At 54.3% G+C, this 25,680-nt stretch carries 26 protein-coding genes; 10 read left to right on the forward strand and 16 right to left on the reverse strand.

Annotated features, from left to right (window positions below; genetic code table 11):
- Together ENI00_RS15225 and ENI00_RS15230 are read right to left on the reverse strand one after the other, a co-directional pair.
- A partial coding sequence (locus tag ENI00_RS15225; protein ID WP_304104248.1) for a polyamine ABC transporter substrate-binding protein occupies positions 1–726 on the reverse strand: 726 nt, incomplete at its 3' end.
- 33 nt (positions 727–759) lie between these two features.
- A complete protein-coding gene (locus tag ENI00_RS15230) occupies positions 760–1,806 on the reverse strand; it encodes a polyamine ABC transporter substrate-binding protein (RefSeq protein WP_304104249.1) in 1,047 nt (348 codons plus the stop codon).
- Between the two features lie 184 nt (positions 1,807–1,990).
- Between ENI00_RS15230 and ENI00_RS15235 the strand changes: the two genes are divergently transcribed.
- The gene (locus ENI00_RS15235) at positions 1,991–2,737 is read left to right on the forward strand and encodes an SDR family oxidoreductase (RefSeq protein WP_304104251.1); all 747 of its coding nucleotides are present in this window, start codon (positions 1,991–1,993) and stop codon (positions 2,735–2,737) included.
- A 212-nt stretch (positions 2,738–2,949) separates the two neighbouring features.
- Here the strand turns inward: ENI00_RS15235 and ENI00_RS15240 are convergent, their stop codons facing one another.
- On the reverse strand, positions 2,950–4,260 hold the full coding sequence (locus tag ENI00_RS15240; RefSeq protein ID WP_304104253.1) for an MFS transporter: 1,311 nt from the start codon (positions 4,258–4,260) through the stop codon (positions 2,950–2,952).
- 145 nt (positions 4,261–4,405) lie between these two features.
- Between ENI00_RS15240 and cyoA the strand changes: the two genes are divergently transcribed.
- From cyoA to ENI00_RS15275, 7 genes are all read left to right on the forward strand, one after another.
- Entirely contained in the window at positions 4,406–5,383 is a 978-nt protein-coding gene (gene cyoA, locus ENI00_RS15245) for a ubiquinol oxidase subunit II (protein ID WP_304104255.1), read from the forward strand.
- Positions 5,384–5,497: 114 nt separating this feature from the next.
- Positions 5,498–7,471, forward strand: a complete 1,974-nt coding sequence (gene cyoB, locus ENI00_RS15250) for a cytochrome o ubiquinol oxidase subunit I (RefSeq protein WP_304104294.1) — start codon at positions 5,498–5,500, stop codon at positions 7,469–7,471.
- Position 7,472: 1 nt separating this feature from the next.
- Positions 7,473–8,099, forward strand: a complete 627-nt coding sequence (gene cyoC, locus ENI00_RS15255) for a cytochrome o ubiquinol oxidase subunit III (RefSeq protein WP_304104257.1) — start codon at positions 7,473–7,475, stop codon at positions 8,097–8,099.
- Positions 8,096–8,515, forward strand: coding sequence for a cytochrome o ubiquinol oxidase subunit IV (gene cyoD, locus ENI00_RS15260; protein ID WP_304104259.1), 420 nt, complete (start codon positions 8,096–8,098; stop codon positions 8,513–8,515). Before cyoC ends, cyoD begins: the two co-directional genes overlap by 4 nt.
- Positions 8,512–9,366: an SURF1 family protein gene (locus tag ENI00_RS15265; protein ID WP_304104261.1), complete on the forward strand. Its 855-nt coding sequence runs from the start codon at positions 8,512–8,514 to the stop codon at positions 9,364–9,366. The genes cyoD and ENI00_RS15265 overlap by 4 nt, the downstream gene beginning before the upstream one ends.
- A 79-nt stretch (positions 9,367–9,445) precedes the next feature.
- Positions 9,446–10,753, forward strand: coding sequence for an ATP-binding protein (locus tag ENI00_RS15270; protein ID WP_304104263.1), 1,308 nt, complete (start codon positions 9,446–9,448; stop codon positions 10,751–10,753).
- Positions 10,754–10,804: 51 nt separating this feature from the next.
- Positions 10,805–11,341 carry a response regulator transcription factor gene (locus ENI00_RS15275; protein WP_304104265.1) on the forward strand — a complete coding sequence of 179 codons (537 nt, stop codon included), beginning with the start codon at positions 10,805–10,807 and terminating at the stop codon, positions 11,339–11,341.
- A 33-nt stretch (positions 11,342–11,374) separates the two neighbouring features.
- On the opposite strand, the gene ENI00_RS15280 is transcribed toward ENI00_RS15275, so the two are convergent.
- The 13 genes from ENI00_RS15280 to ENI00_RS15340 all read right to left on the reverse strand — a co-directional run bounded on the left by ENI00_RS15280 (position 11,375) and on the right by ENI00_RS15340 (position 24,025).
- Positions 11,375–12,088 carry a protein kinase domain-containing protein gene (locus ENI00_RS15280; protein WP_304104268.1) on the reverse strand — a complete coding sequence of 238 codons (714 nt, stop codon included), beginning with the start codon at positions 12,086–12,088 and terminating at the stop codon, positions 11,375–11,377.
- Positions 12,085–13,878: a hypothetical protein gene (locus ENI00_RS15285; RefSeq protein ID WP_304104269.1), complete on the reverse strand. Its 1,794-nt coding sequence runs from the start codon at positions 13,876–13,878 to the stop codon at positions 12,085–12,087. The genes ENI00_RS15280 and ENI00_RS15285 overlap by 4 nt, the downstream gene beginning before the upstream one ends.
- Before the next feature lie 2 nt (positions 13,879–13,880).
- On the reverse strand, positions 13,881–14,420 hold the full coding sequence (locus tag ENI00_RS15290) for a tetratricopeptide repeat protein (RefSeq protein WP_304104271.1): 540 nt from the start codon (positions 14,418–14,420) through the stop codon (positions 13,881–13,883).
- Entirely contained in the window at positions 14,417–15,772 is a 1,356-nt protein-coding gene (locus ENI00_RS15295) for a hypothetical protein (RefSeq protein WP_304104273.1), read from the reverse strand. Before ENI00_RS15295 ends, ENI00_RS15290 begins: the two co-directional genes overlap by 4 nt.
- Positions 15,765–16,130 (reverse strand): DUF192 domain-containing protein, encoded by a 366-nt coding sequence (locus ENI00_RS15300; protein WP_304104275.1) that lies wholly within the window; start codon positions 16,128–16,130, stop codon positions 15,765–15,767. Before ENI00_RS15300 ends, ENI00_RS15295 begins: the two co-directional genes overlap by 8 nt.
- A complete protein-coding gene (locus ENI00_RS15305) occupies positions 16,127–17,062 on the reverse strand; it encodes a type II secretion system F family protein (RefSeq protein ID WP_304104278.1) in 936 nt (311 codons plus the stop codon). Before ENI00_RS15305 ends, ENI00_RS15300 begins: the two co-directional genes overlap by 4 nt.
- A gap of 11 nt (positions 17,063–17,073) precedes the next feature.
- Positions 17,074–17,913, reverse strand: a complete 840-nt coding sequence (locus tag ENI00_RS15310; RefSeq protein WP_304104280.1) for a type II secretion system F family protein — start codon at positions 17,911–17,913, stop codon at positions 17,074–17,076.
- Positions 17,910–19,556 (reverse strand): ATPase, T2SS/T4P/T4SS family, encoded by a 1,647-nt coding sequence (locus ENI00_RS15315; RefSeq protein ID WP_304104282.1) that lies wholly within the window; start codon positions 19,554–19,556, stop codon positions 17,910–17,912. The genes ENI00_RS15310 and ENI00_RS15315 overlap by 4 nt, the downstream gene beginning before the upstream one ends.
- A 24-nt stretch (positions 19,557–19,580) precedes the next feature.
- Complete coding sequence (locus ENI00_RS15320) at positions 19,581–20,897, reverse strand: type II and III secretion system protein family protein (protein ID WP_304104283.1); 1,317 nt, start codon at positions 20,895–20,897, stop codon at positions 19,581–19,583.
- Positions 20,897–21,754 carry a Flp pilus assembly protein CpaB gene (gene cpaB, locus ENI00_RS15325; RefSeq protein WP_304104285.1) on the reverse strand — a complete coding sequence of 286 codons (858 nt, stop codon included), beginning with the start codon at positions 21,752–21,754 and terminating at the stop codon, positions 20,897–20,899. Before cpaB ends, ENI00_RS15320 begins: the two co-directional genes overlap by 1 nt.
- Before the next feature lie 205 nt (positions 21,755–21,959).
- Positions 21,960–22,652, reverse strand: coding sequence for a hypothetical protein (locus ENI00_RS15330; RefSeq protein WP_304104287.1), 693 nt, complete (start codon positions 22,650–22,652; stop codon positions 21,960–21,962).
- Positions 22,646–23,674: a TadE/TadG family type IV pilus assembly protein gene (locus tag ENI00_RS15335; protein WP_304104289.1), complete on the reverse strand. Its 1,029-nt coding sequence runs from the start codon at positions 23,672–23,674 to the stop codon at positions 22,646–22,648. The genes ENI00_RS15330 and ENI00_RS15335 overlap by 7 nt, the downstream gene beginning before the upstream one ends.
- An 84-nt stretch (positions 23,675–23,758) precedes the next feature.
- Positions 23,759–24,025, reverse strand: a complete 267-nt coding sequence (locus ENI00_RS15340; protein ID WP_304104290.1) for a Flp family type IVb pilin — start codon at positions 24,023–24,025, stop codon at positions 23,759–23,761.
- A 479-nt stretch (positions 24,026–24,504) separates the two neighbouring features.
- Between ENI00_RS15340 and ENI00_RS15345 the strand changes: the two genes are divergently transcribed.
- On the forward strand, positions 24,505–25,383 hold the full coding sequence (locus tag ENI00_RS15345; RefSeq protein ID WP_304104292.1) for an AraC family transcriptional regulator: 879 nt from the start codon (positions 24,505–24,507) through the stop codon (positions 25,381–25,383).
- A 146-nt stretch (positions 25,384–25,529) separates the two neighbouring features.
- Positions 25,530–25,680, forward strand: a 151-nt coding sequence (locus tag ENI00_RS18810) for a pilus assembly protein TadG-related protein (protein ID WP_414674268.1), incomplete at its 3' end; no start/stop codon positions are given.

Raw genomic sequence — 25,680 nt, forward strand, 5'->3', positions numbered from 1 at the left:
CAGAGCACCACCGTTGTATATCATGCTCATGACAACCTGGCCGTTCACCAGGGCGGAACCGTCACCCCGGGAAACATAGTTGTACGTTTTTACGGCCGGCGCCTGCGCCTGCAGTAGTGCCTCAGCTTCTTTGAGCTCTTGGGGGTCAGTGCTGTTGAGTGAATAGCCCAGTGCCTTCAGCGCCATGCCAATCAGATCTCTCGTATCACTGATCATCGCCACTTTGCCATGCAATTCCGGAGCTGGCTGCAGCAGGTCCATCCAGCTTGAAACAGGCGCAGAAACCAGATCCTTGCGGTAGGCAATGCCTAGCGTGCCCCATAAATAGGGCACGCTGTAAACTTCAGCCTCCTCGTGAACAGCACGCCAGTGCGGATCGACATATCTCAGATTGGGGATGTCCGTTTCATCAATCGGTTCAAGCCAGCCGCGCTTTGCCAGGATCCGAATTGAGGTGCCATCGACAAGCACCACATCGAAACCTCTTCCTCCGGTTCCGACCAGAAGTTCATCCCGGGCCGCATCGGATTCGAAATAGGTTTGCTTTACCTGAATGCCGGTGCGCTGCTCGAACGCCTCCAGAATGTCCGGATCCATATAATCCGACCAGGTGAGAAATACCAACTCCGTTGGCTCTGCGGCCCGCAATGGCGAACTGACCGCAATGAGAACGAACGCCACCCAGAGGACTTTGTAGTTGCTTATGGAAGCTTTATTTTTGTTCATGGTAAACAGGCCCACAAGGTGAGAATTCGACGGTCAGTAGACAATACGTGAGAAGATTGCCGCGCGTTTTTTTTGGGCTCGAGGAGGCAGGCGACTGTATGCTTCCGAGTCTTTCAGCGCCTCCGGGGTCGGGTAGATAACCGGGTCGCTTTTGAACTCTGCCGACAGCAATTTTTCAGCGGCAAGGTTGGGGGTCGCGTAATAAACGTACTTTGCCAGCTGCGCGGCGATCTCAGGCTCATTGAGGAAGTTGATGAATTGTTTGGCCTCAGCTTTTCTGGACGAGGCGCTAAGCACACTCAAATAGTCGGTCCAGATATTGCCGCCCTCTCTGGGAAGTACAAACACAATATTGTCGTTATATTTCTGCAACATCAGAGTGTCGCCGTTATACATCATACTCATGGCAACCTCGCCGGTTAACAGCGCGGAATCTTCATTCAGGGAAAGGTAGCGGTAGGTGTACACCGATGGAGCCTGTGCTTCCAGCAGGGCCTCTGCTTCTTTCATTTCCTTTTCATCATTACTGTTGAGTGAGTAGCCAAGCGCCTTGAGCGCCGCGCCGATCATATCCGCGCTATCGCCAATCATGCTGATTTTGCCATGCAGTTCCGCTACCGGTTGCAGCAGGTCCATCCAGCTTGAAACAGGCGCCGAAACCAGATCTTTACGGTAGGCAATGCCCAGCGTGCCCCAAAAATAGGGCACGCCAAAATCTCCGGATTTCTCAAATGCAGTACGCCAGCGTGGATCAACGTGCTTCAGGTTAGAAACACTCGACTCGCCAAGGGGCTCAAGCCAGCCGCGTTGCGCCAGAATCCTGATCGAGGCGCCATTGATGAGCGCCACATCAAAGCCTTTACCTTCGGTCTCCAGCAGCAGTTCGTGCCTGGTCGTATCGGAATCAAAATAGCTCTGTTTCACCGTGATACCGGTGCGCTGTTCAAACTCTGAGAGAATCTCCGGATCCATGTAATCCGGCCAGTTGAGGAACACAAGTTCTTTTGATTCCTCGGCTTGCACAAAAACGGCAGTCACGAGCAACAAAAACGCTACCACTATCGTTTTACCAGAACGCATAATTTTCCCATTAATTGCGGGCAACAACGTATACAGCGGGGTCCCTGCTGCACGTTCACCATTCTTTATCACCAAGGCTCAAATAGCCAATCCCGTTCCCTGGTGGCACCAATAAGGTTTCGCTTTAAACCAAAACCCGCTAGTGTCGTGCCAGCAAAACGCCTTACTAAGGAACCTACTTATTATGCGAAAAAACATCCTGATAACCGGGGCAAGTACGGGCTTGGGTGAGGGCATGGCCCGGGCTTGGGCCGCTCAAGGTTGTAATCTGGCGTTGTGTGCCCGCAGCTCTGAAAAGCTGGGCGAATTGCAGCACGAATTGAAGAGTCTCCACCCCGATATCCGCGTACTCGTGCTCCCTCTCGATGTATGTGACTACGAGCAGGTGTTTGAGGTATTTCGGGCTTTTCAGAAGGAGCTCGGCGGCCTGGACCGAATTGTTGTTAACGCCGGCATCGGAAGCTCATCCGCGATCGGTCGCGGCCAGTTTTCCTCCAATCGTCAAACGGCTGAAACCAACTTTATAGCCGCCATCGCCCAGTGCGAATCCGCCATGGACATTTTCCGGGAACAGAACAGCGGTCATCTGGTTCTGATGTCCTCGGTCAGCGGCCTGCGGGGCTTCCGCGGACCACTGAACGTCTACGCGGCAACCAAGGCCGCCGTGGCATCGCTCGCAGAAGGCTTGCAGCTGGATACGAGGGGGACGCCAATCCGGGTAAGCAACATCATGCCAGGTTACATTCTCACCGACATTAACCGGAACGCCAAAAATGCGCCTTTTCGAGTGGATCTGGACACAGGCGTGCGAGCCTTGGTGAAAGCCATCGACAAGGAAAAACGTCGGGCCTACGTACCTTGGTGGCCCTGGGCGCCCATGAGTTACGTGCTGAAAGCGATGCCGTTTGGCCTCTTTGCGCGAACCCTGTAGCACGTCAAAGCCTTGCTTTTTGTCACTCCCTGCAAATGCTGTGCATAAACAATTCTGTGGGTAAACTGATCGTCTTCCGCCAAACTGTTTATGAACACAGCCACCCGCGGGGTTCAGGTTGTTCTAACATCTTTTAAGTAAATGGGCCCTTGGTCATTTAAGCCCAAGAGCCCACACAGAACCTTACGTGAACATCCGTCAGCGACCTGGAATCACTGATCCCGCGAGTAGCTTGCCTTGTTGAGCCAGAGAACCGCAAGGGTACTGGCCGCGCCTGACAGCAGATAGAGCGTCACCGAGGTAACTCCGAAGTGCGCCGACAGACCCAAGGCAACCAGAGGCGCAAACGCCGCCCCCAGCAACCACGCCATATCGGCCGTCAAAGCAGCGCCTGTATACCGGAAGCGCGCCTCGAAGTTGGCCGTTACGGCACCGGACGCCTGGCCGTATGAAAGGCCAAGCAGGATAAAGCCGATAATAATGAACAGGTCCTCGCCCACTTCACCACCGCCCAGCAACGTCGGTATGAAGAGGCTGAAAACAGCAATCAGCACAGCCAGGCTGCCAAGCATGGTGCGCCGCCCAAAACGGTCGGCCAGCAGTCCGGATAGCACGACGCCTCCCAAGGCGAAAAATGCACCTATAATCTCGACCACCAGAATATCGGTGATGGTGCGGTCAGAATAAAGAATCAGCCAGGACAGGGGGAAAACGGTGACCAGATGGAAAAGTGCATAGCTGGCAAGCGTCGCCAGAGCGCCGATCAGCACCACCCTACCCTGGTTTTTGGCCAGTTTTGAAACGCTGGAGGGCTGCAGCTCCCGTTGATCAAGAAGCTTGGCGTAATCGTCGGTTGCAACCAGGCGCAAACGAGCGAACAGCGCGACTACGTTGATGGCAAAGGCTACGAAAAACGGGTAGCGCCAGGCCCACTCAAAGAAATCTTTTTCCGACACGTTGGCCTGCATATAAGCAAACAAACTGGCGGCTACGATAAACCCGACAGGCGTACCCAACTGGCCAACCATTGCATACCAGCCTTTGCGATTGGCAGGCGCGTTCAAAGCCAGCAAAGAGGGCAACCCGTCCCAGGTGCCACCCAATGCAACCCCTTGCCCCAGGCGGAACAGCGCCAAAAGCACAATCGCATAGGCGCCGATGTCGTCATAAGTTGGCAAAAAAGCAATACCGGCTGTCGTCGTGCCCAGGGCAAACAGCGCTAGGGTTAATTTTGCTTCCCGGCCGAAACGCTCTTGCAGCTTCATGAACAAAATGGTGCCGAAAGGCCGTGCAATAAACGCAAATGAAAAGATAACAAAAGAATAGAGAGTGCCTACCAGTTGCGTCTCAAACGGGAAAAACAGAGCTGGAAACACCAGCACCGAAGCAATGGCATACACAAAAAAGTCAAAATATTCGGACGCCCGACCAATACTTACCCCCACCGCAATCTCTCCCGGGGTGATCGGTGCCTGGTGTTCCGACGTATCGGTAGCAGTAGCGTCGCTGTGGATAGTTGCCATGATTTTCAATCCTCAAAACTAAACAGGTTAAACACAGTGTACGATGATTTTAACGAATTAGGTACGGGACAACCTGTCCAATCGCCAAGTGCGATCTAGTTCTCTATAATAGTAGCTTATCAATCTCCACACTGGATTTGCTCGCATGCTTTTTCCACGACTACGATACGGACTCGCGCTTTTCCCGCTCACCCTGCTCGGCGGCTGTGGCATGGTGGTTATGGACCCGTCAGGGGATATCGCCTCCCAGCAGGCAGACCTGATTATTGTGTCCACCCTGCTGATGCTGATTGTGATTGTGCCGGTCATTTTTCTGACCTTTTTCTTCGCCTGGCGCTATCGCAAGAATAATAAAGCAGCGACTTACCACCCGGAATGGGACCATTCCACCAAACTTGAGCTGGTCATCTGGGGTGTACCCCTTCTGATTATCATCGCTTTGGGCCTGATCACCTGGATCAGCACACACAAGCTCGATCCGTATCGCCCGCTCGACCGGATTGATATCAATCAACCACTGGCGGCGGATCACAAACCGCTGACCGTTCAGGTGGTATCGCTGGACTGGAAATGGCTGTTTATCTATCCCGAACAGGGCGTAGCGTCGGTCAACGAGTTGGTAACGCCGATTGATACGCCAATCCGCTTTCACATCACGTCCGCCGACATGATGAATTCGTTCTACATACCGGCACTGGCTGGCCAGATCTATTCCATGCCCGGCATGCAGACGACACTGAACGCCGTCATCAACGACCCGGGCGAATATCAGGGCTTCTCCGCCAATTACAGCGGCGCCGGCTTCTCGGATATGCGCTTCAAGTATCACGGCGTATCGGCCGACAAGTTTGACGCCTGGGTGCAAAAAGCCAAACAACAGGGCGGCACGCTCAATCGGCCCGAGTACCTGGAACTGGCTCAGCCGAGCGAATCTACGCCGGTCACCTACTACAACTCGGTGGCGCCAGATTTGTATCACGCGATTCTGAACCGATGCGTCGTGGAGGGAAAAATGTGCATGGACCAAATGATGATGATGGGCAAAGGCGACGGTGAAATGGCCGACGGCACTATGAAACATGGCGAAAAGCAGAAACACGGCGACGCGCCTGCCGAAAAATAGCGGCAAAGCTCGACCCATTGCTTGATGCAGGCGTAACACTGCCACTGGCAGGCGCATCACCCCAATTGATTCAAGAGACTGACAATGCAGGACAAGACAGATCTGACCAGCTTGATTTTCGGTCGACTTTCGCTGGAGTCGATCCCCTATCACGAGCCCATATTGGTCGTGACGTTTATTATTGCCGCGCTTGCCGGTGCGGCGGTATTTGGTTTCATCACCTATAAGGGGTTTTGGGGCGCCCTTTGGCGCGACTGGATAACCAGTATCGACCACAAGAAAATCGGCATTATGTACATCATAATGGCGTTTATCATGCTGCTGCGCGGTTTCAGCGACGCTTTGATGATGCGAGCACAGCAGGCAATGGCCTTCGGCGGCTCTGAGGGTTTTCTGCCCCCAGAACACTACGACCAGTTGTTTACGGTTCACGGCGTGATCATGATCTTCTTCGTCGCCATGCCCATGATTGTCGGCATTATGAACTTTGTTGTGCCACTGCAACTGGGCACCCGGGATGTGGCGTTTCCGTTCCTGAACAACTTCAGTTTCTGGATGACCGCAGCCGGTGCCGGCCTGGTCATGGTATCACTGTTTGTTGGCGAGTTCGGCAAAACCGGCTGGCTGGCCTTCCCACCGTTATCCGGCATTGAGGGCAGTCCGGGGGTTGGTGTTGATTATTATATATGGTCGTTACAGATAGCCGGGGTAGGTACCCTGTTATCAGGGGTTAACTTCATGGTGACGATCATAAAAAATCGCGCGCCAGGCATGACCCTGATGAGGATGCCGATCTTCACCTGGACCGCCCTGTGCACCAACATTCTGATTGTTGTCTCCTTCCCGGTATTGACCGTTGTGTTGGCCATGCTGTCCATGGACCGCATGCTGGGCACCCATTTCTTTACCAATGATATGGGTGGCAACATGATGATGTATGTCAACCTGATCTGGATTTGGGGCCACCCGGAAGTGTACATCCTGATACTGCCCGCCTTTGGCGTGTTTTCTGAAGTAGTCGCCACGTTCAGCGGCAAGCGGCTGTTCGGTTACAGTTCGATGGTTTATGCCACCATCGTCATTACCGTTCTGTCCTATCTGGTATGGCTGCACCACTTCTTTACCATGGGGGCCGGCGCCAGCGTAAATGCCTTCTTCGGGATTACCACCATGATTATCTCGATCCCGACCGGCGCCAAGCTCTTTAACTGGCTGTTTACCATGTACCGTGGCCGAATCCGCTTCGAGCTTCCGATGATGTGGACCGTCTCGTTCATGGTTACATTTACTCTTGGCGGCATGACCGGCGTATTGCTCGCAGTGCCGCCGGCGGACTTTGTTTTACACAACAGCCTGTTCCTGATTGCCCACTTTCACAACGTTATCATTGGCGGCGTGCTGTTTGGCATGTTCGCGGCAATCAACTACTGGTTCCCGAAAGCGTTCGGCTACAAACTGGATGATTACTGGGGCAAGTGGTCGTTCTGGCTCTGGACCGTCGGTTTTTACGCGGCCTTCATGCCGCTGTACGTGTTGGGCCTGATGGGCGTTACACGCCGTATGAATCATTTCGATGATGGGTCGCTGCAGATCTGGTTTGTCATTGCCGCGATCGGCGCGCTGCTGATTCTGGGTGGCATCATCGCTTCCATCATTCAGTTTGTGGTCAGCTATCGCCGTCGCGATGAACTGCGCGATCACACAGGTGACGTCTGGAACGGCCGTACCCTGGAGTGGTCAACGTCTTCACCGCCGCCGCAGTACAACTTTGCGTTTACCCCGGTGGTCTATGACAACGACTCGTGGACCGATATGAAGAAACACGGTTACGAGCGTCCGAGAGAAGGCTTTGTGCCCATCCACATGCCCAAGAACACGGCAGCAGGGTTTGTGCTAGCCATGATCGCCGCCGCCTGTGGTTTTGGTCTTATCTGGCATATGTGGTTGCTGGTGGGCGCTTCGTTTATAGGGCTGATCGGCGGCATCATTATTCATACTTTCAATTACAACCGTGACTATCACATTCCGGCGGAAGACGTTACCCGCATCGAGAACGAACGGTCACAACAGCTGGATAGGTACGCCTGATATGACAACGAACGCGACCGACGCTACACAGAACCTGCCTAGCTCGCACTTTTATGTGCGCGAGCACCACCCGGAACAGGGCACGCTGCTGGGCTTCTGGCTTTATTTGATGAGTGACTGCCTGCTCTTCGCAGCCCTGTTTGCCACCTACGCTTTGTTGAGCCACAGCTATGCTGGTGGGCCCAGCGGGGCCGATATTTTCGATTTGCCCCTGGTAGCGCTGAACACCGGTTTTCTGCTGGTTTCATCCATTACTTTTGGCTTTGCAATGTTGCAAATGCAGCTGAAACGCGTCAATGGCACCCTGTTATGGCTGGGTATCACTGGCCTGCTGGGCGCGGCATTTATTGGCCTTGAGCTTTACGAGTTTTCGCACCTGCTCGGCGAGGGCTTCGGCCCGCAGCGCAGCGCCTTTTTGACCGCGTTCTTCGCACTGGTAGGAACTCACGGCCTGCACGTCAGTTTCGGCATTATCTGGATAATCGTAATAATGGTGCAGGTAAAACGCTTTGGCCTGACAACGGACAACAGTCGACGCCTGATGTGCCTGTCGATGTTCTGGCACTTCCTTGATGTGGTCTGGATCGGCGTCTTTACCTTTGTCTACCTGATGGGAGTTTTGCAATGAGCGAACACAACGCACATCCCCCTTCCGGGGACAGCCATGATCACTACCAGGGACATCACGGCGAAGAAACGCGCCCCGGCCACAGCACGCTGAAGGGCTATATGATCGGGTTCGTGCTGTCAGTGGTCCTGACCGCGATTCCCTTTTGGCTGGTGATGGCCAACGTAATCGAAGGCTCCGGGCTCACCGCGCTGGTCATACTGGCCTTTGCCGCAGCACAGATTTTCGTGCATATGGTCTACTTTCTGCACATGAGCCCGCAAGCGGAAGGGGGCTGGAACCTGTTGGCACTCATTTTCACGCTGATCCTGGTGTTCATTGCCCTGGCCGGCTCGATTTGGGTCATGTACAACCTCAACGTTAATATGATGCCCGGTGTTATGTCAGAGCCTGTGCTCGAAATGCAGAGCCAGTGACAGGCAAAGCTACCCACCGCAGTTCTGGCTCGCCAACCGGTTCACTCCGGGACGGCGAGCCAGAGTCTCTCCCCCGCTCAACCATCTTCATCACCATCTGGGCCCTGGTCGCGCTGATTACTTTCAGCGGATTCACCGCTCTGGGCATCTGGCAGGTTCAACGGCTGGACTGGAAACAAAATCTGATTGAGCGTGTAAACCAGCGAGTTGCAGCGCCCGCTTCCCCGGCTCCCGGCCCGAACGCCTGGCCAGCAATCAACGAACGGGACGATGCGTATCGTCACGTGTTCGTGACCGGACAGCTGCTATATGAAAAGACCACACCGGTGCAGACATCGACTGACCTGGGGCAAGGTTTCTGGCTAATGACGCCACTGCAACAGGCCGACGGTAGCCTGGTGATGATCAATCAGGGATTCGTAACCGAACCGCCCAACGAGAAGGCTACGAAACCGGGAGATCATCAAAGCGTTACCATCACCGGCTTGCTGCGGCTCAGCCAGACCGGCGGCGGCGTGCTGCGGGATAACGATCCGGCCACCAATCGCTGGTACTCCCGCGACGTCGACGCTATTGCCGTTGCCCGAGCCCTACCGATTGCCCGGGTAGCCCCTTACTTTATTGACGCGGATGCCCAGGGCAAAACCCTGGCGCCACATTCGCTGAATCAAACCTATCGAGAGCCTGTCGGCGGCCTCACTGTTATCTCGTTCTACAATCATCATTTGCAATACGCCCTGACGTGGTTTGCACTGGCCCTGATGGTTGGCGCTGGCGCATTCTGGGTAGGCCGCGAGGAGCGGCTGGTGCGGAAGCGCCATCGCTGGAACACTGCCAAACACACATCCTGAAAATCTGGCCCAAACCCCAAATTCCTTATCGAAATCGTAGATTCCTGACCTGAGCGATACCAGCCGGAGAGAACCCAATTTGATAGCGACACAGCACCAGGCCGCGGGCGGCGGTATCGCCGGTGGCCGCAAAAACCTGCAGCTTCTGATTCAATTGCGCTGGATCGCAGTGGTCGGTCAGATAACCACCATCGCCGCAGTAAGCCTGGTTTTCGGGTATAAATTGCCACTGCTGCCAATGTTGCTGGTTATCACCGGGTTGATTATATTCAACTTGTTCAGCCTTTGGCGGGGCCGCCGGCAGCAATCAGTCACTAACAGGCCGCTGTTTTTGGCCTTACTGGTGGATGTCGTCAGCCTGACCGCGCTGTTGTATCTGAGCGGTGGTGCGACCAACCCTTTCGCCTTCCTGTTTCTGCTGCAGGTTATTCTCAGCGCGGTACTGCTGGAAGTCTGGGGTACCTGGATCATTGTTGGGCTGACCAGCATCAGCCTGGCCATCATGACCCGCCATTACGTTCCACTGGCATCCCTGGCCAGTAGCGCTCAACCTTTTCCCAGCGTTTATCTCGAAGGCCTGTTGATCAGCTTTACACTAAACGCCATCCTGCTCGCCTTTGTTATCACACGCATTACCCGAAACCTGCGCTCCGGTGACGCACAGCTGGCGGACTTACGCCAACGGGCCGCTGAAGAAGAACATATCGTGCGTATGGGATTACTGGCCTCTGGCGCGGCACACGAGCTGGGCACGCCGCTGGCAACACTGTCGGTGATTCTGGGCGACTGGCGGAGAATGCCCGAGCTCACCAGACAGGTTGAACTGCAAGATGAAATCGTCGAGATGCAGGCCCAGTTGCAGCGCTGCAAAACCATTGTCAGCGGAATTCTGCTGTCGGCCGGTGAGACCCGTGGCGAATCCTCGGTAAAGACCACTCTTAGCACTTTTTTACGGGATCTGGTTGAGGAATGGCGTAACATTCGATCGATTGAGACGTTTCAATATGACAACCGTATAATGACTGACTGCCCCGTTGTTTTTGATACCACATTAAAGCAGATGATCTGGAATGTGCTTGATAACGCCCTGGAGGCATCGCCTCAGTGGGTGCGACTGGAAATAGATCGAGACGACGAGCTGCTTCAACTGGAAGTATCTGACCGGGGCCCCGGCTTTCCGCCGGAGATGCTGGCTGAGTTCGGAAAGCCCTATCAGTCAAGTAAGGGCAAACCCGGCGGCGGCCTTGGGTTATTTTTGAGCGTTAACGTCGCGCGGCGACTGGGTGGCACGGTGGAGGCGTACAACCACGCCGAAGGCGGTGCCAGGGTGCGTCTGATCCTGCCGCTGGCCGCCATTACAATCGAAACGCCTGATGCGACGGGGTAATCTTCAGGATTAAACCCGGCGCGGGACCATTCCTCAAAGGACGAATTATTGATGTCGGCAGCCAGGTTGCTACTGATTATTGAAGACGACGAGGCATTCGCCCGCACCCTGGCACGCTCATTCCGGCGCCGGGATTATGAGGTATTGATCGCCGCCACTCATAATGAGGCCGCGACCCTTCTGCAAGCACACTCGCCCGGTTATGCCGTGGTTGATCTCAGGCTAACAGGCAGCTCGTCAGGCCTGGAATGCGTGCAACTGCTTCACAAGCATGATCCGCAGATGCTGATCGTTGTATTGACCGGCTTTGCCAGCATTAATACCGCGGTAGAAGCGGTCAAGCTTGGCGCTTGTCATTACCTCGCCAAGCCCTCAAACACAGACGATATTGAAGCGGCTTTTGAGCACGTCGCGGGCAGCACGAACGTCACGGTTACCAATCGCACCACTTCCATCAAAACCCTGGAGTGGGAGCGCATTCACGAAGTTCTGGCAGAAACCGACTTCAATATCTCCGAAACCGCCCGCCGGCTCGGCATGCATCGCCGAACGCTGGCGCGCAAGCTGGAGAAAAGTCCGGTTAAGTGACCTGTGCAGCAAACGCCCGGTGGTTGATCATTGTCAGTCTAACTGGGCAAGTGCCTGCAGAGCGCTTGGCCGACGTGTGGGATCCGGATCAAGTAAGCCAGCCAGGAACTGACCGGGTAGCCCGAGCTCACTCACTGCAACCGTTCTCGCATAATCAGGGCTTTCTCGCAGCCGAGCCAGTAATTTTGGAACCCCAAGTCCCTGCCCCAGGGGCTTGCGGCGCAAAAATTCCATCACAACCAGCCCCACCTGATAGAGATCGCTGGCACTTCCCCACCAATTCCCCTGTGCCTGTTCCGGGCTCAGATACAGTGGTGCAGCGGTACTCTGACGGCTGGAAAATCGCAGCGTGAAGGGGAGCAAACGGCTGCGGGCAACCCCGAAGTCGATCAGCCCGACCTTGCCACTGTGTGACACGATAATGTTTGCGGGGCTGATATCGCCATGAAAAACCGGAAACGAGCTCCCGTGAAGTCGCTTGACCAATCCAAGCAGTTGGACAGTAAATGAGCGCCAGCTCAACAACTCGACGCTCGATGCATACTTCGACAGCGCTCGCCCGGCAACTTCTCGGTAAGCCACATAGCGAACCCCGGACCTTGTGTATCCATCGGCTCGGTAGGAAGGGAACTCCGGGGTATCACCCAGCGCCTGTAACAACTGAATTTCGGCTTCTTGGCGCAGAGCTTCGGCGGGCGATCCGGCAACACCCAGAAACTTGCAATGCTCATCCGGAAACTCGGTCATTGAACGCCCAGATCTTCCCAATTAAAAAACGGATCGTTTCGGCTAATGATCCACGGGCTTTCTCGCAACTCACTCTGCATACGAACCATCGCAGTCGCCATCAGCGGAATACGCCCGGCCTGAACAATAGCGGTGTATTCGTCCTGCAGTGACGCTGGCACAGCGTCCCGACCCGTGGGCGTCAATCGGCTGGTCCATCCCATGGCATTGTAAAATGACTCGGGCAAATCGAAGAACGGCTCATGCCCGTACAGTACGTAAATGCGTAACAAATTGGCATCTTGAATATTCAGGTCACTTGCGGCACCGATCGTTGGCGCAACATAGCCGGCCACCTGTTTGGTGGAACAGTTCTGCGACTGCACATAGGCAATGTCCGGTTTATAGACACCGTTATTAACAGCCTGCAGGTATTTCAGATAACGCTTCTGGGTTTCGGTCAGGCCTTCTGTGCCCTGAAAGGCCTGCGCTGCTTTACCGGCCTCGTCCATAAAATTCTTGTAAAGCGGCACGGGTGGATCTTCAATCCACTCTTTCCACAGGGGCTCAAGTTCCGCGCCTACAAAATTATCCCATTCAGAGGAGGCCTCCCCGTCTTTCTGGTTTCGTTCACGGTAATCCCCGATCGCGCTTTCGAAGGAGGCAAGTGACATGCTTCCACCGAGAGGCACTTCGCCTGTTCCGTTTTCAAGCATGCGCGCCACTTCGATCAACTCGTCGACGCGCGACATCGGCCCCCAATCTTTGGTCGGCGGCGTATAAGTTTCTTTATCAACACACCAGATAATCTTGAGCTTGCAATAGCTGACCGACTCAGTGCCAGCGTCTTCAAATTCAGCCTTCATACGCTCGGCGCGCTCCCGAATTTGGCGATACATGGTGGTGGAATCAATTTCCGCATTTATATACCGGTTGATAATGGCGTCGATATCATTGCCAAGAGACTCGCCATAGGGCCCGCTCACCTTATTGATGTATCGGTCGCGCATGGATTCGCCACCAAAAAAGCCACAACCCAGTGCGGTCGGTGAGGAACAGTCGGTATCGTCTTCCTGTTTCAGCAGATCTGCGTCCCAGGTAAATGTTTTGACGATGGTTCGAACGGTTTCACCCGACGGTTCATCGAAAGAGGGGGGTGAGGTGGGGTCTTCGTAGTAGGGTTCAGCTACCGACGTGCACACCTGGATGTTACTGGAAGTGGCGTTGTTGATGTTGCCGGTGCGACGCCAAATTCCTTTATTGGGTATTTCAAGAATGCCGTCTGAGTCCTCACCAAAATCTCCGAACGCTTCGACAACCGGATTGATAATCGCGACACCCAGGAATTTTCCAGAGCCGCCCAGCAAATCATTTTCTGCTGCCGCCAACGCCGCAGACACCGAGGCATCACCGCGCTCGGTTCGTTGGATATCCGCCCGGTGTTGTGCGCCAAAACCGGTAGGCTGACCCATGAGCGTTCGCTCGAACCTGTCGACACTGGACGGATCAGGCACCACCCAATCGACGCCATTTGCACCCTGCGCGGGGGCCCCTAGAGGGGCCGAGCTGGAGCCATAGAGCGGCGCGAGGCCTGTCAGCAACCCCGTCATTATTGCATCCTGGTTACCATGGGTGACGGCCCCGGCTCTGGCCGCCATCAGCGAGGCGTAGTCTAATGTTGTCTTGGCGTTGCTCGTAAGCGCAAGCTGTGCAGAGGCAATGCCTATAACCATGGCAATCACCGTGATCATGGCAGCCGACGTCGCATGCAGTGCGCCAACTTGATGCCTTGCCAGCTTTATCGACTTCATGATTACTCTCCGCGACCAGAGGGCGCGGTGCCCGCTTTGTCGTTAATAGGGGGTCTTTGGCCCGACATGCGTTCAATGGCGGCCATAACGGCACGAATTTCCGGAGTCAGATTCCCGGGGCCGACTTCTTGGGCGTACCGGGAGAGATCGTCGTAGGCCTCCGTGAGGTTGAGTGCCGCACGGTTGTAGAAAAGCTGAGGGTCAACCGATCCTGAGTCGAGAACCCTGGCGTAAAGTTCACGAGCCTCAGCCGGGTTCTGCATGTAGTAAGCAATATTTGCCAGCCTGAAGAGCACTTCGTTATTTCCCGGCTCTCGCTCCAACACCATTTCGTAGCCTTCCTTGGCCCTGCGTAAATCGCCTCTGGCATACAACCGGTCTGCGCGCTTCCATTCCCCCAGCACCTCGGTGGCCGCCGGGCCACTTCCGGTATATCCGGTGGACGCCGGCGTTGCGCAACCTGCCAGTAACAAAACAGCCAGCATGGCCATAAAGCGCCTGCTGATTTGGTTCCATCGAAACGTGTCAGATTGCGTATTCATCCGCGGATTCCCTTGGTGTCGTTCAGAGCCATGGAGGCCTTTTGGTACCACTCTGATTGAGTCGGTACCTGATTCGTCACTTTTACCCAATACTGTCTTGCGGTCGATGGATCGGAGTATTTCAACCGATAACCAAAGCGATAAAGCCGCGCGGCTTCTTCATCGAGCGTGATGATCAACAAGCGGCCTTCTTCACTGTTTTGCCCCAGATCGAGGGCCTTGGAGAACAAAGTATAGGCCTGACGATCTTCTTCGGCCTGTTCCTTCTTACGGGCTGCCTGCAGCAGTGATTCCCCGAGTGACTCGCGAATCTGTTCCCCGCGCACGGATGGGCCCTCAAGCCCCATTGCCTGCTCTGCGATACTCAGGGCTTCCCAGGCAGCTAACCGCTGATCCAGCGTTTCGCTGTCGTAATAAGAGCGTATTGCGGAAAGTGCATCTTTCAGCTCCGGCCGCGCCGCCTCGAATGAAACCAGTTCGCCTCGGCGATAGCGCGCAACAAGTTCAGGGCTATTGACCGCGCCCTCGACCGGTTTTTTTGTCGGCGATTTAATGGGCGCACGGACTGGCGTGGATGTTGGCACAGAAGCCGTTGCGGCAGGAGTTATGGGTGACGGCGGCGTCGCCATGAAGAAGAGCGAGATAGCCGATGGCACAGCTGCGGTTTCGGGTTCAGGGACCCTCTCACCGGACGATGCCGTCACAGTCTGATCGACGTCTGGTTGAGCCCGTTCACCATCCGGGAGCGGCGGCGGACGTTTTACTTCCGGCTCGCTGGATTGCGTCTCTGGTGAAACCACGCTGACCCGTGATTCGGCCTCGTCTGCGACCAAAAGCAGACGTATCAGCAGAGCGCCTATAATCAGCGAAACCACGGCAACGAGCAGAAGCCAGCGACGACGCTTGCGAGGTGGCGTTGCTACCGAGCCTTTCGCAGAGTCAAAGTCAAAGGCGATCAAGTGATCGCCAAGTTGCAAAGACGTAGGGCCCGTCAGCAAATAGCGTGAAACCTCAACGGTGTCCGCCGCCATAAAAACCTGCGGGTTGCAGCGCTCGATTGTAAGTACGCCGTTATGGCTTTCTATGCGCGCGTATAGCCCGTCAGGGCCCGGCCCCCGGAGCGCCATATCAAACCGGCGCCCGTTACCAATTTCAACCGGGAAGGTATCGGTTACAAGGCTTACGCCAGACAGCTTATCGTGGAGCGAAATGCAGGGTGGTGCGTTATCAGTGCCGGCGTTCTCCTCGGGAAACTCTCGACCAGTCGGCTGAGCATCCGTTAACGGAGCTTCCAGCTCATCCAGACCGAAGACCGGCGTCTTATCCGGTGGGTAGTGCTCTTTTTCAGACATTGGCTGCGCCTTCATTCAGTTCAAATTGATCGCCTGCCACAAGCCGGAGCCTGTTAATGGTTCCTGACGCAACCTCCAACACATGCTGGCATTGACGCCCCCCCCTATAGAAGCGCCAGGGCCGGGTTTTCGGGATCATGCGAACTATTTTCAATTCCTTATCCAGAAAAACAAGATCGATTGAGAAGCGCATACCGCACGTATGAACATCCCGGCAAGGCGAAATCAGCAAGCCTTCGCGCGGCGCCAATCCTGTGCGCCCCAGCAGCCCACGAAGCCGACTGCCGAACGTATTGGCCAAGCGCGCCGGGCTGGCGACAACTTCGCCATCCCGCAGGCGTGTTATTGCAGCGCTCACTCGAACATCCCCATACCACCGGACTGCATAACCTGCACCACAATCGGGAAGAAGATGATCAAAAACGTGAGCGGGAACAGAAAGACCACCAGCGGGAACATAAGCTTTACGGGTGCCTGATTACCAAGGCGCTCGGCTTCCAGAAAGCGTTCGATTCGACGCTGCTCAGCTTGAATTTCGAGAGATTTTGCGATGGCCGCCCCGGTTTCCTCAGCCTGATTAACGGAGGCCATAAAATTACTGATTGACGCCACCTGAACCCGGTCTGCCAGCTTCACCAATGCGCGACTGCGTGGCATGCCTGCACGGACATCGCTCAGGCAACGATCAAGTTCGACGCGCAGCGGCCCTTTTGGCAATTTGATAACCGCCTGCTGAAGCGCCACCGTAAAGGTCAGACCGGCACGAAGAGACAGCACCAGAAGATCAAGGAAGAAAGGAAACAGCTTGGTCATCTTCTTCCGCCGCCTTTTGATCAGATCATTCAGGGCTATATCCGGGTAGAACGTGCCCATCAGAACAAAGAAAATCAACGACATGACATAGCTGGTACCCGTCAACTCAAGGCTGATGGACACCACCGCGAAAAAGGAGATGCCACAGAGCAGCCCAACCACACGCGTTGCCTGAAAATCTTCCGGTCGCAACGAGAAACTCAGGCCCGCCATGGCAAGCCGGGCGCGTATATAATCTCGCTGCCTGGCAGACGACAGTCGATCAATGAACCCGACAAATGGATCGGCCACCGCGAGCGCCATACGGAAGCCTGCAGGTGCGGAATCACGCAGTTCGTCGATTTCAGACTGGGCGTCGGTTTTCTCGGGGATAACGGCATAGAGTTTCAGCAACATGGCGGTTGACGCCGCAGCCAGAAGCCCGAATACAATCAGAAGTAGCCAGCCCAAAAATGTGATATTGGCACCGTCGAACATGATGACTCCCGTCAGACGTCAATCGTCACGATTTTGCGAATGGTGTAGATAGCTGATATCAACAACAGTGCTGCCACCAACAGCAACAACCAACCAATCCCGGTTGTAAACATCAGGCTCATTTCTTTGGGCTTCTGAGCGTAAAGCGCAACGCCGACGAATATCGGCATCAATGACAGCACCCATCCCTGCATCTTTCCCATCGAGGTTAGCGCACGAACCTTGCCTTCGGTCTGTGCTTTGCTTTGCAGAGTCGCCGCCAGAGATTCAAGGCTTTGCGACAAGTTACCGCCGACCGTCCGGCTGACCTGCACAGCAGCGTTGAAGAGTTCGAGTTCTTCGCACTCAACTCGCGACTTCAGATTTTCGAGACTTTTCTCCAGATCCCGACCCATTCGATACTCCGACAGCACCAGAGAAAATTCCTGCCCAAGTGGTTTGGGCTGTCGAGTGCCGACCAGCTCAAGGGCGCGCACTACCGTGGCGCCGGCCTGCATCGCCCCGGCCATGGAACGCAGTGCGTCGGGTAACTGATAGATAAACTGGTCGCGCCGCCGTTTTTTGAGCTGAACAATAAATGCGGGCAATGCAACAACACCGCCGACAAACCCGAATAAGGCACCGGGCACCGACATCAGGAAGTAGCCGGCGGCGGTGGCGATCAGGGTTGTTACTCCGCAACCCACCAGCAGTTTGCCGGGGCTGACAAACATAAATGCGCCCTCAAGATCGGACACCGCCGAATCCACAACGCGACGGCTGTACCAGTCGAGAGACTGCCGGCCCACCAGATACAGCGTCAGGCACAAAGTGATCACAGCAATGGCGATAAGTACCAGCACGAGAATCATGATGCGGTCTTCTCTTCGGGGTTTTCAGGCGCAAAAATGTCCCAGTCCAGATTAATTCCGGCATCACCAAGCTTTTGATAGAACGAAGGCGCGTAGCCGCAGCCCTCGTAAACGCCCAGCACGTTGCCCTCAACGTCCAGGCCTTTTTGCCGAAAACGGAACACTTCCTGGAGCGCTATAATGTCGCCTTCCCAGGACCCCACCTCCACAATTGAAACAATTCGACGGCGACCGTCACTCATTCGCATCTGCTGAACAATAATTTGTATCGCGGAGGCGATCTGTTCACGTATCGCTTTGGATGGCAGATCGATACCGGCCATCAGCACCATGGTTTCAAGGCGGGCCAACATGTCCCTGGGGTTATTGGCGTGGCCGGTTGTGAGCGATCCGTCGTGGCCGGTGTTCATGGCCTGGAGCATGTCGAGCGCTTCGCCACCCCGACACTCACCGATCACGATTCTGTCGGGACGCATCCGCAGCGAGTTTCTGACCAGATCACGAATCGCCACGGCGCCCTTGCCCTCAACGTTGCTGGGACGGGACTCGAGAGAGACAACGTGAGGCTGGCCCAGCTGCAATTCCGCTGAGTCTTCAATGGTGACAATGCGCTCATCGGACGATATAAAATCCGACAGCACGTTAAGGGTGGTGGTTTTACCCGAGCCGGTACCACCGCTGACAACCAGGTTCTGGCGATACTTTACGCAAATCTCCAGAAACTGCGCCATCTCATGGCTCAGAGACCCGAACCGAACAAGATCCTCAATACGAAACCGTTCTTTCGCGAACTTTCGAATGGTCAGCGTAGGCCCTGTTAAAGCCAGAGGCGGAATGATGGCGTTCACCCGCGACCCATCGGGAAGCCTGGCATCAATCATCGGGTTGCCTTCATCAATGCGTCGCCCAAGCGGGCTCACAATCCGCTCGATAATGTTCATCAGCGCCTGAACGCTGGAGAAAGACGCGTTGGCTTTGTATAGCTTGCCGCGTTTTTCCAGGTAGATCTGATTCGGGCCATTAACCATGATTTCTGTGACTTCTTCATCTTCCAGAAACGGCTCTATAGGGCCAAAGCCGATCGCTTCAGACACAATGTCAGTGACCAAAGCTTCCTGATCTACGCGAGGGGGCAGGTTTATGTCACCGGACAGGATAAGTGCCTGCGCCGCTTTGCGGGTCTCGTCACGGAGCTGATTGTAATCCAGCTTACTAAGATCACCCCGCTTGCGAAGGTTGAGGTACTCAAGAATTTTTTCCTGGGCCTCTCGTGATACGGCAGAGGTATCCTGAGGCAGTGCCTCATCCTGTTGCTGTGAAACTGACGCGGCCGTTACCGCTTTCACTCGTTCCACGTGCAGTTGCACCTGCCGGCCGAGCAACATCCGGCTACCGTCTGTTATAGGCTCCGGCCCCGCTATCCGGGTTGTTCCACGCCAAGTGCCGTTGGTGCTGGCCAGATCCTCAATAGTGATGGTTTGAGTGTCGGTATCGACCTCAAGCCGTGCGTGTTTCCGAGAGACGAATGTGTCGTCTATCTTAATATCGCATTCGGGCGATTTGCCAAGCAGATAATTGCCGGGGCCCAGCTCACAGGAGTGCAGCACATCACCCGTCGGTGAATACACTTTTACTGACCACATACATTCTTCCTCTTTGCTGCAAGCTCAATCGTAAAGGCTGAACTGGAGGGCGTCGCGGGACTCCGTCAACAGGCTCTCAAACCTCGCCAAACGGCGTTTGTTAACGTTATCAATGGCGGATACGAGCGTTGGGCGCACAAGCACCAACAGCTCTGTTTGCCGATTCCGGAACGCCCGGGACTTAAACAGCTCTCCTATAATGGGAATATCGCCCAGGCCCGGAATTTTGTTGACGTCTTTGGACGATTCGCTGCTCAGCAAACCTGACACCACAAAGCTTTCGCCGTCGAGCAGGCTAACGTGGGTGTTCGTCTTGCGAGAGACGATGCCCGGAATGCCATTGACGGACACGGAGGGGTCAATAGAACTGACTTCCACAGCGATACGGGCATTGATCAACCCATCGGCACCGTCGGCCACGGGTTCAATCTCCAGAATGATGCCGTAGTCTTTGTATTTAATGATCGGCTGCCCTTGCTGATTCAGTACGCTGATGGGTATCTGACCGCCAGCAACAAAGCGCGCTTCCTGGCCGCTGACCACCGACACCTGAGGCTCTGCCAGCAATCGGGCGATGCCGTCCTGGGCCAGCAAATCGATGGCCGAGGTCACTCTCGTTGCCCAGCCGGCGTAGGTTTTGGTGCCGACATCCAGTGGCAATAACAGGCCGGAGGGTGCCTGGAAAGAATCAGGGAGTTCCGGCCGGAAAATCGAGTTCGTGCTCCAGTCACTGACCAACGCAACATCGGGACCAGCGATGCTATCCACCCAATCTATTCCCACCTCCATCAGATCGTTGCGTCGCACCTCAACAATCCGTGCATTCAGATTGATCGTGGGCAGTGCAACCACCGCAGGCAGCGTCACCTCACTTATGATTTCACTGTAACGTTCGGCCAGAGCGTCTGCCAACGCCGCGTCCCGGGGCCGGAGCGCTTGTCCGTAAAGCAGTAGATCTCCGTTCCCCAGGGATTTTACGTTGATGCCCTCAAGGTCAGACATCAGGCTGTTCAACTGCTTTATGTCTATGGTTTTACGGGACGAACCTACGGTAAGCCTGTATTTATGTTGTTCCCCTTCGTCGGTCCACACTCTGAGGTCTGTAACCCCTGGCACCAGGCCGATGACCAGAACTTCGTCGGACTCGCTAAGGGCATGGACCTCAGCAAGCTTTCCGTTGCCGAGTGCAACCCGGGTAACGCCCGGAGCTTTTACCAGCGTCGTGAACCCGACCGACACCTGCAATGGGTGCGCGAACGCTTTGGTAGATAATAGAAATGATGCCAACAACATGAAGGTCAGGACTGCTGATTTATGGCGCAACTGCATGATACGTTCCATTAACCGCGACCTCCGATAATGACGTCAATGACCCGCGGAGGGGCGATGGGAAGCCGCTGGGGCATCATTTCCTGAAGCGGAAGCTTGGAGGCCGGCGGCGAAGGTGGTTTGAAATAGCGCCCGAACGAGTCCGAAAACAGACCTTCCATTGTCATGGCTTTGGCAAATCCAGGGTTTTGATCTTCGGGTGACCGGAGAACGGCCGTTAACGATCCTTCCTGCCGGGCCTGCAAGAGTCTTGCGGAATCTGTCGGCGAAAGCTCAAGCGTGATGTGTTGGTAGCGGCGGTCGTTTTCGCCCTGAAAGACTTCACCAACGGCCAGTATTTCAAGGTTATCGAGCAGTGGCAGCGTTACCAGCCCCTCCTGATTCTGCATTCGCATGGTCGCCAGAAGGTCTATCTTGTCGCCAGGATTCAGCAGCCCACCGACCGAGGACACCATGTCGACCGGAAACGTGACGGCTCGCATTCCGTCAGTAATCTGGCTCGAGAATGAGCCTGTGAGAACCGCGCCCCGGGTGACGAAATTGGTCAACACCGGTTGGTTTGCTGCAACATCCACCACCAGCCTGGCGCCCTCAATGCGGCTCAGTTGTTTGGGATGAATGGCCTGTTTCGGCACGAATCGCTTGGGCAGATGCACCACCCGAAGGTTAGTGCGGTTTATCTCGCCGCCTCTCGCCAAATCAACACTGGCGGCAACCACGGGCATCATTTCGTACTCGCCCTCCAGTTGGGTTCTTATGCCTGACACTCGTCCCTGTATGTAGTCAGCCGACAGCCAAACGGCAACGCCGCCGACCAATACGGAGACAACGGCAATGATCATTAACGAGCGTTTCGGATTGAGGTTCACAGTTATTTTTTACCTTTTGTTTTTTAACCTGTACACAGCAAGCGCGCCTAACTACCGCCCAGCACCTGAAAGTAGCCTCTCTGATAGCTTTCTGCGCCCCGAATGAACAGATCAATGGTGAACCAGCTCATAAGCAGAAATGACGTGATAACAACATATTCAACCAACACGTTTCCCTTGTGATTCTGCGGTGGGCCAGAACGGGTCAGTTGTGACAAGTGACGTCGATGGTTGCGATTGTCTTGCCGTCGATGGTTTGATCCATAGCGATTAATCGGCATACACGGTCTCCCTTGGTCAAAACGCGGTACACAGCGATAGTGTCGGACGTTATTTTCATTTCGTTTGGTGCAGCACCCCAACCTGCATCTTCAAACCCGGTCACCAACGCATTGCCAACGTAACGTGCCCGTTGTGGCGAAATCGCCAGCACCGCTTCGCCCATTCTGTCCCCGTCGCGATACAGTTCATGGGACAGAAGATCAACGTCGTCTGGCAGCGGAATCGAAGGCGTTGTCATTTTTGGTTCATACAAATCCGGCCTGGGGGTAATGACCACAAACCCCGCGCTGCTTTGCCCGTGGCGCACACGCTGCCCCTGAATATTGATAAAGTGTTTCTGGTCAGACACACCCAGAGTCTTCAATTCACCTAACGCCATAACCTTACCCACAACAAAGTGTCGTTCTTCCAGGTAGTGCTGCATGTCTGTCATCACGTCTTCAATGCGGTGATTGGAACGAAACCCGTATATCCGCATGGGCATGCCATTCCTGATCAGGTCCGGTGATATCTCGGTAACCTCAACCGAGGGCGGAAAGCTGAGTTTTGGCAACCGACTGGAGGGAAGTGCCCCCAAAGAGGTAGCGGGATACAGCGCTCCGACTACCATCAACACAGATAGGAATCGCCGCATAACAATGGATTGACCTCCGGCTTGACTGCATCGACTTCTGGAATAACGCGGGTGAACGGCAGGGCGACCGAGCTGACGTCCAATATGGGATTTTTGGCCAACAAAATATCGCCGAAAATAGGAATCCAGGTCAGCAAGTCGCTTTGGGCGCCCATTCTCGACTTGATGCCGCTACCGATGGCCTCGTTTGCTGCGGTGATGTAGTCTGCCAACGGCTTGATATCCAGACCGTGTACTTTCTGAATAAACACTTTTTCGTTTTTGGGTGCCCAGGAATTTGTAAGCAGCGATGCGGTGGAGCTTATTCTCAGCTCCGTGTCGCCGTTTGCATCGTTAAAATCGAGCCACCCGAGAGACCAGAGTGCGTGGAAAACATTGGGAAGCGCCAACGTTGCTTCAGCACTTAATACAGAATCTGTCGGCAACTCCAGCCCGCGGTTGGCGAGTGGCTCAATGCCAAAATCCTGCAGAGAATCAGATGCCAGATATACGTCTTGCTCGTCACGCGTAAGGTCGAACGAATAGCGTGAACTCAGTTCTTCCCAAGCCGACCGGGTGGAATCTTCACGCGTGCCTTTTACAAAAGCACCAACATTACCACCAAACGTTTTGTAGCCCGATTGCGTACTGCCACCCCAGGACAGCACTTCGGGATTTTTGTGATCTCTGCCCGAAGACGCTGCAACGACAGCCATATTCCGATCAGATCGAATCCGTAAACTTGGTGTTGTAGCGTACGCCAGACCGGCGTGAAAAATATCGAAGTCCGGCCGAATGACCGTACTTTCAGAGCCGCCGAGAGAGCTACTGTCTCCGCCGCTCCAAGGGTGATCCGGATCGGCCCAAACTGACCTTTCCCACACTGCAAAGCGCGCCGCTGCCACTGTCGTCGTTTTCGCCTGAAGGTACATTGCAATGGCCATGATGCCTGCGGCAATCGCAATGATCAGCGGTGCTACAACGATCATTTCAACCAACGCCTGGCCACTTTGCTTCGGGCTCATCTCTAACTACTCCCACGAGACGGCTTATGTTTAGCACCAGGGGCTGGGTCCAAAAACCCCCGGTGTAACCCGTTAATCTACGTCTTACGGAGCTCCACCGCCGCCGGCTGCGCCGTCGAAGTAAGTGGTCAAATCCGCTGCCGTATCGTCACGCGTGCTTTCAATCGCCTCACCAGTGCCGTCGCCCGACAGTGCCGCGGCCATGTTCGAGAACTGGCCCTTGACGACGCCGCCGAACATGCCGACAACGGTGATTGCGGCAAGAGCAACCAGTGCGACTACGATTATGTATTCCGACATACCTTGGCCCGTTTGACGGCCAGCAACCTTATGAATATGTGTAGTTTCCATGGGAAATCCCTCGTTGGTAAAACATTCTGACTTCGGTCGACGAATTGTCGAAAATTCTCTTCAAAAAACCCCGGCGAGCCATACACCTGTAACGCCTAGTAACGTTACGTTGCGCTCTAAGCGCATTGGGTATCTGAAGGTTAGTCAGTGTTTCCCTGTGTGCGCTACACAGATTTTGTTCAATGCTTGCGAAAAATTGACATGTATTTTGCGAAGAGCAAGTTAAGCCCGCAATAGATAAGGCTCCAGCGCATATTCACTTATTAACAAAAAAATCGTCGAAAACGATTAAATCGGATTATTTTGCAAAAAAAACGGAGGGTTTTGCATTCCACTGCGACAGGTTTTCTTCTAATTTACGAACTAATCGTTTAAAAAATAATTATTATGAGCGATTCAAGACAACTCTATTTCCATATTTCCTCAGTTTTTGCCCGGGCTTTTCAATAAAAAACAGCCTCATTGAAGCGGTATTGAAAATGGATTCCAAGCACGAAATATTACAATGGGACGAAAGCTCGACTTTTCATCATGTCAGTTGTGACAACGCAACACTGCATAAACGCTGGCATTACCATGAGGAATTCGAATTCCATTACTTTCGATCTTTTTCAGGCACCGCATTTATAGGGAACTACGTGGGTAAACTTGCGCCTGAAAGTTTGTTCCTGTTGGCACCTTGCTTGCCCCATTGCTGGACCGGTGAGACTACCGAATCGAACGTGAAGTCGGAAGACGACAGCCCGGCTGACTTTCTGGTTCTGTTCCCTGAAGAAGTTATTGTAGGAGCCTACGCGCTTTTCCCCGAACTCCGCACGATCGAAAAGATGCTAGAAGACGCACAATTCGGGATCGAATTTGAACATTGCCCCGAGATTGCGGAAATCGGCGAGCTGATGCTTGGCGTAAAGGCGCTAGAAGGCTGCGCGAGGCTCAGTCGATTCTTCTCGATTCTCGACAGGTTAACCAAGTGCCAGTATCGAAAATTATCATCGCTGAACCTCTCCCATGGAAGTGACCCGATTGTTCATGAAATGCTGAGCCGCGCCATGGATTATATCAATGAACACTTCAAAGAAAATATCACTCTTGAAAGAGTATCTGAAATAGCGAATATGAGCTCCGCGCATTTTTGCAGGATTTTCAAGAAAACTTACGGCATCGGATTTATTGACTACGTAAACAGCCTGAGGATTGAACACGCATGTGAATTACTTAATAACACAAGTAACCCCATATCTTCTATTGGTTATGAATGTGGTTATTCCAATATTTCAAATTTTAACAGGAACTTCAGAAAGTATGTCGGGAAATCACCCTCGGCCTTTCGCGACGACATTACAGAAATAATAAATTAATTATAAAAGTAATACCTGTTTATCCAAGCTCTTCATTTCGACAAATCGTAACGAATTCGTCATCAACATTTCACAGAGCTCGGCCAGCATCGGCCTGAAGTAACTGTGGGAGTGTTGATGTGGTTAGAGCTCAGGTTGGGCAGGTAATGCCTGTACTACTATTGGTCGTACTGGCCGTGCTGATTGTAGCCGTGGTTTCCTACAACTCCTCCCGCGCCACCGTGTCCAAAATGGAACTGATTAACGCCGCAGACGGTGCCGCTTACAGTGGTGCTCTGCAAACCGCCCGGTCCATGA

Source organism: Marinobacter antarcticus, assembly GCF_011049865.1.
Lineage (GTDB): Bacteria > Pseudomonadota > Gammaproteobacteria > Pseudomonadales > Oleiphilaceae > Marinobacter > Marinobacter antarcticus_A.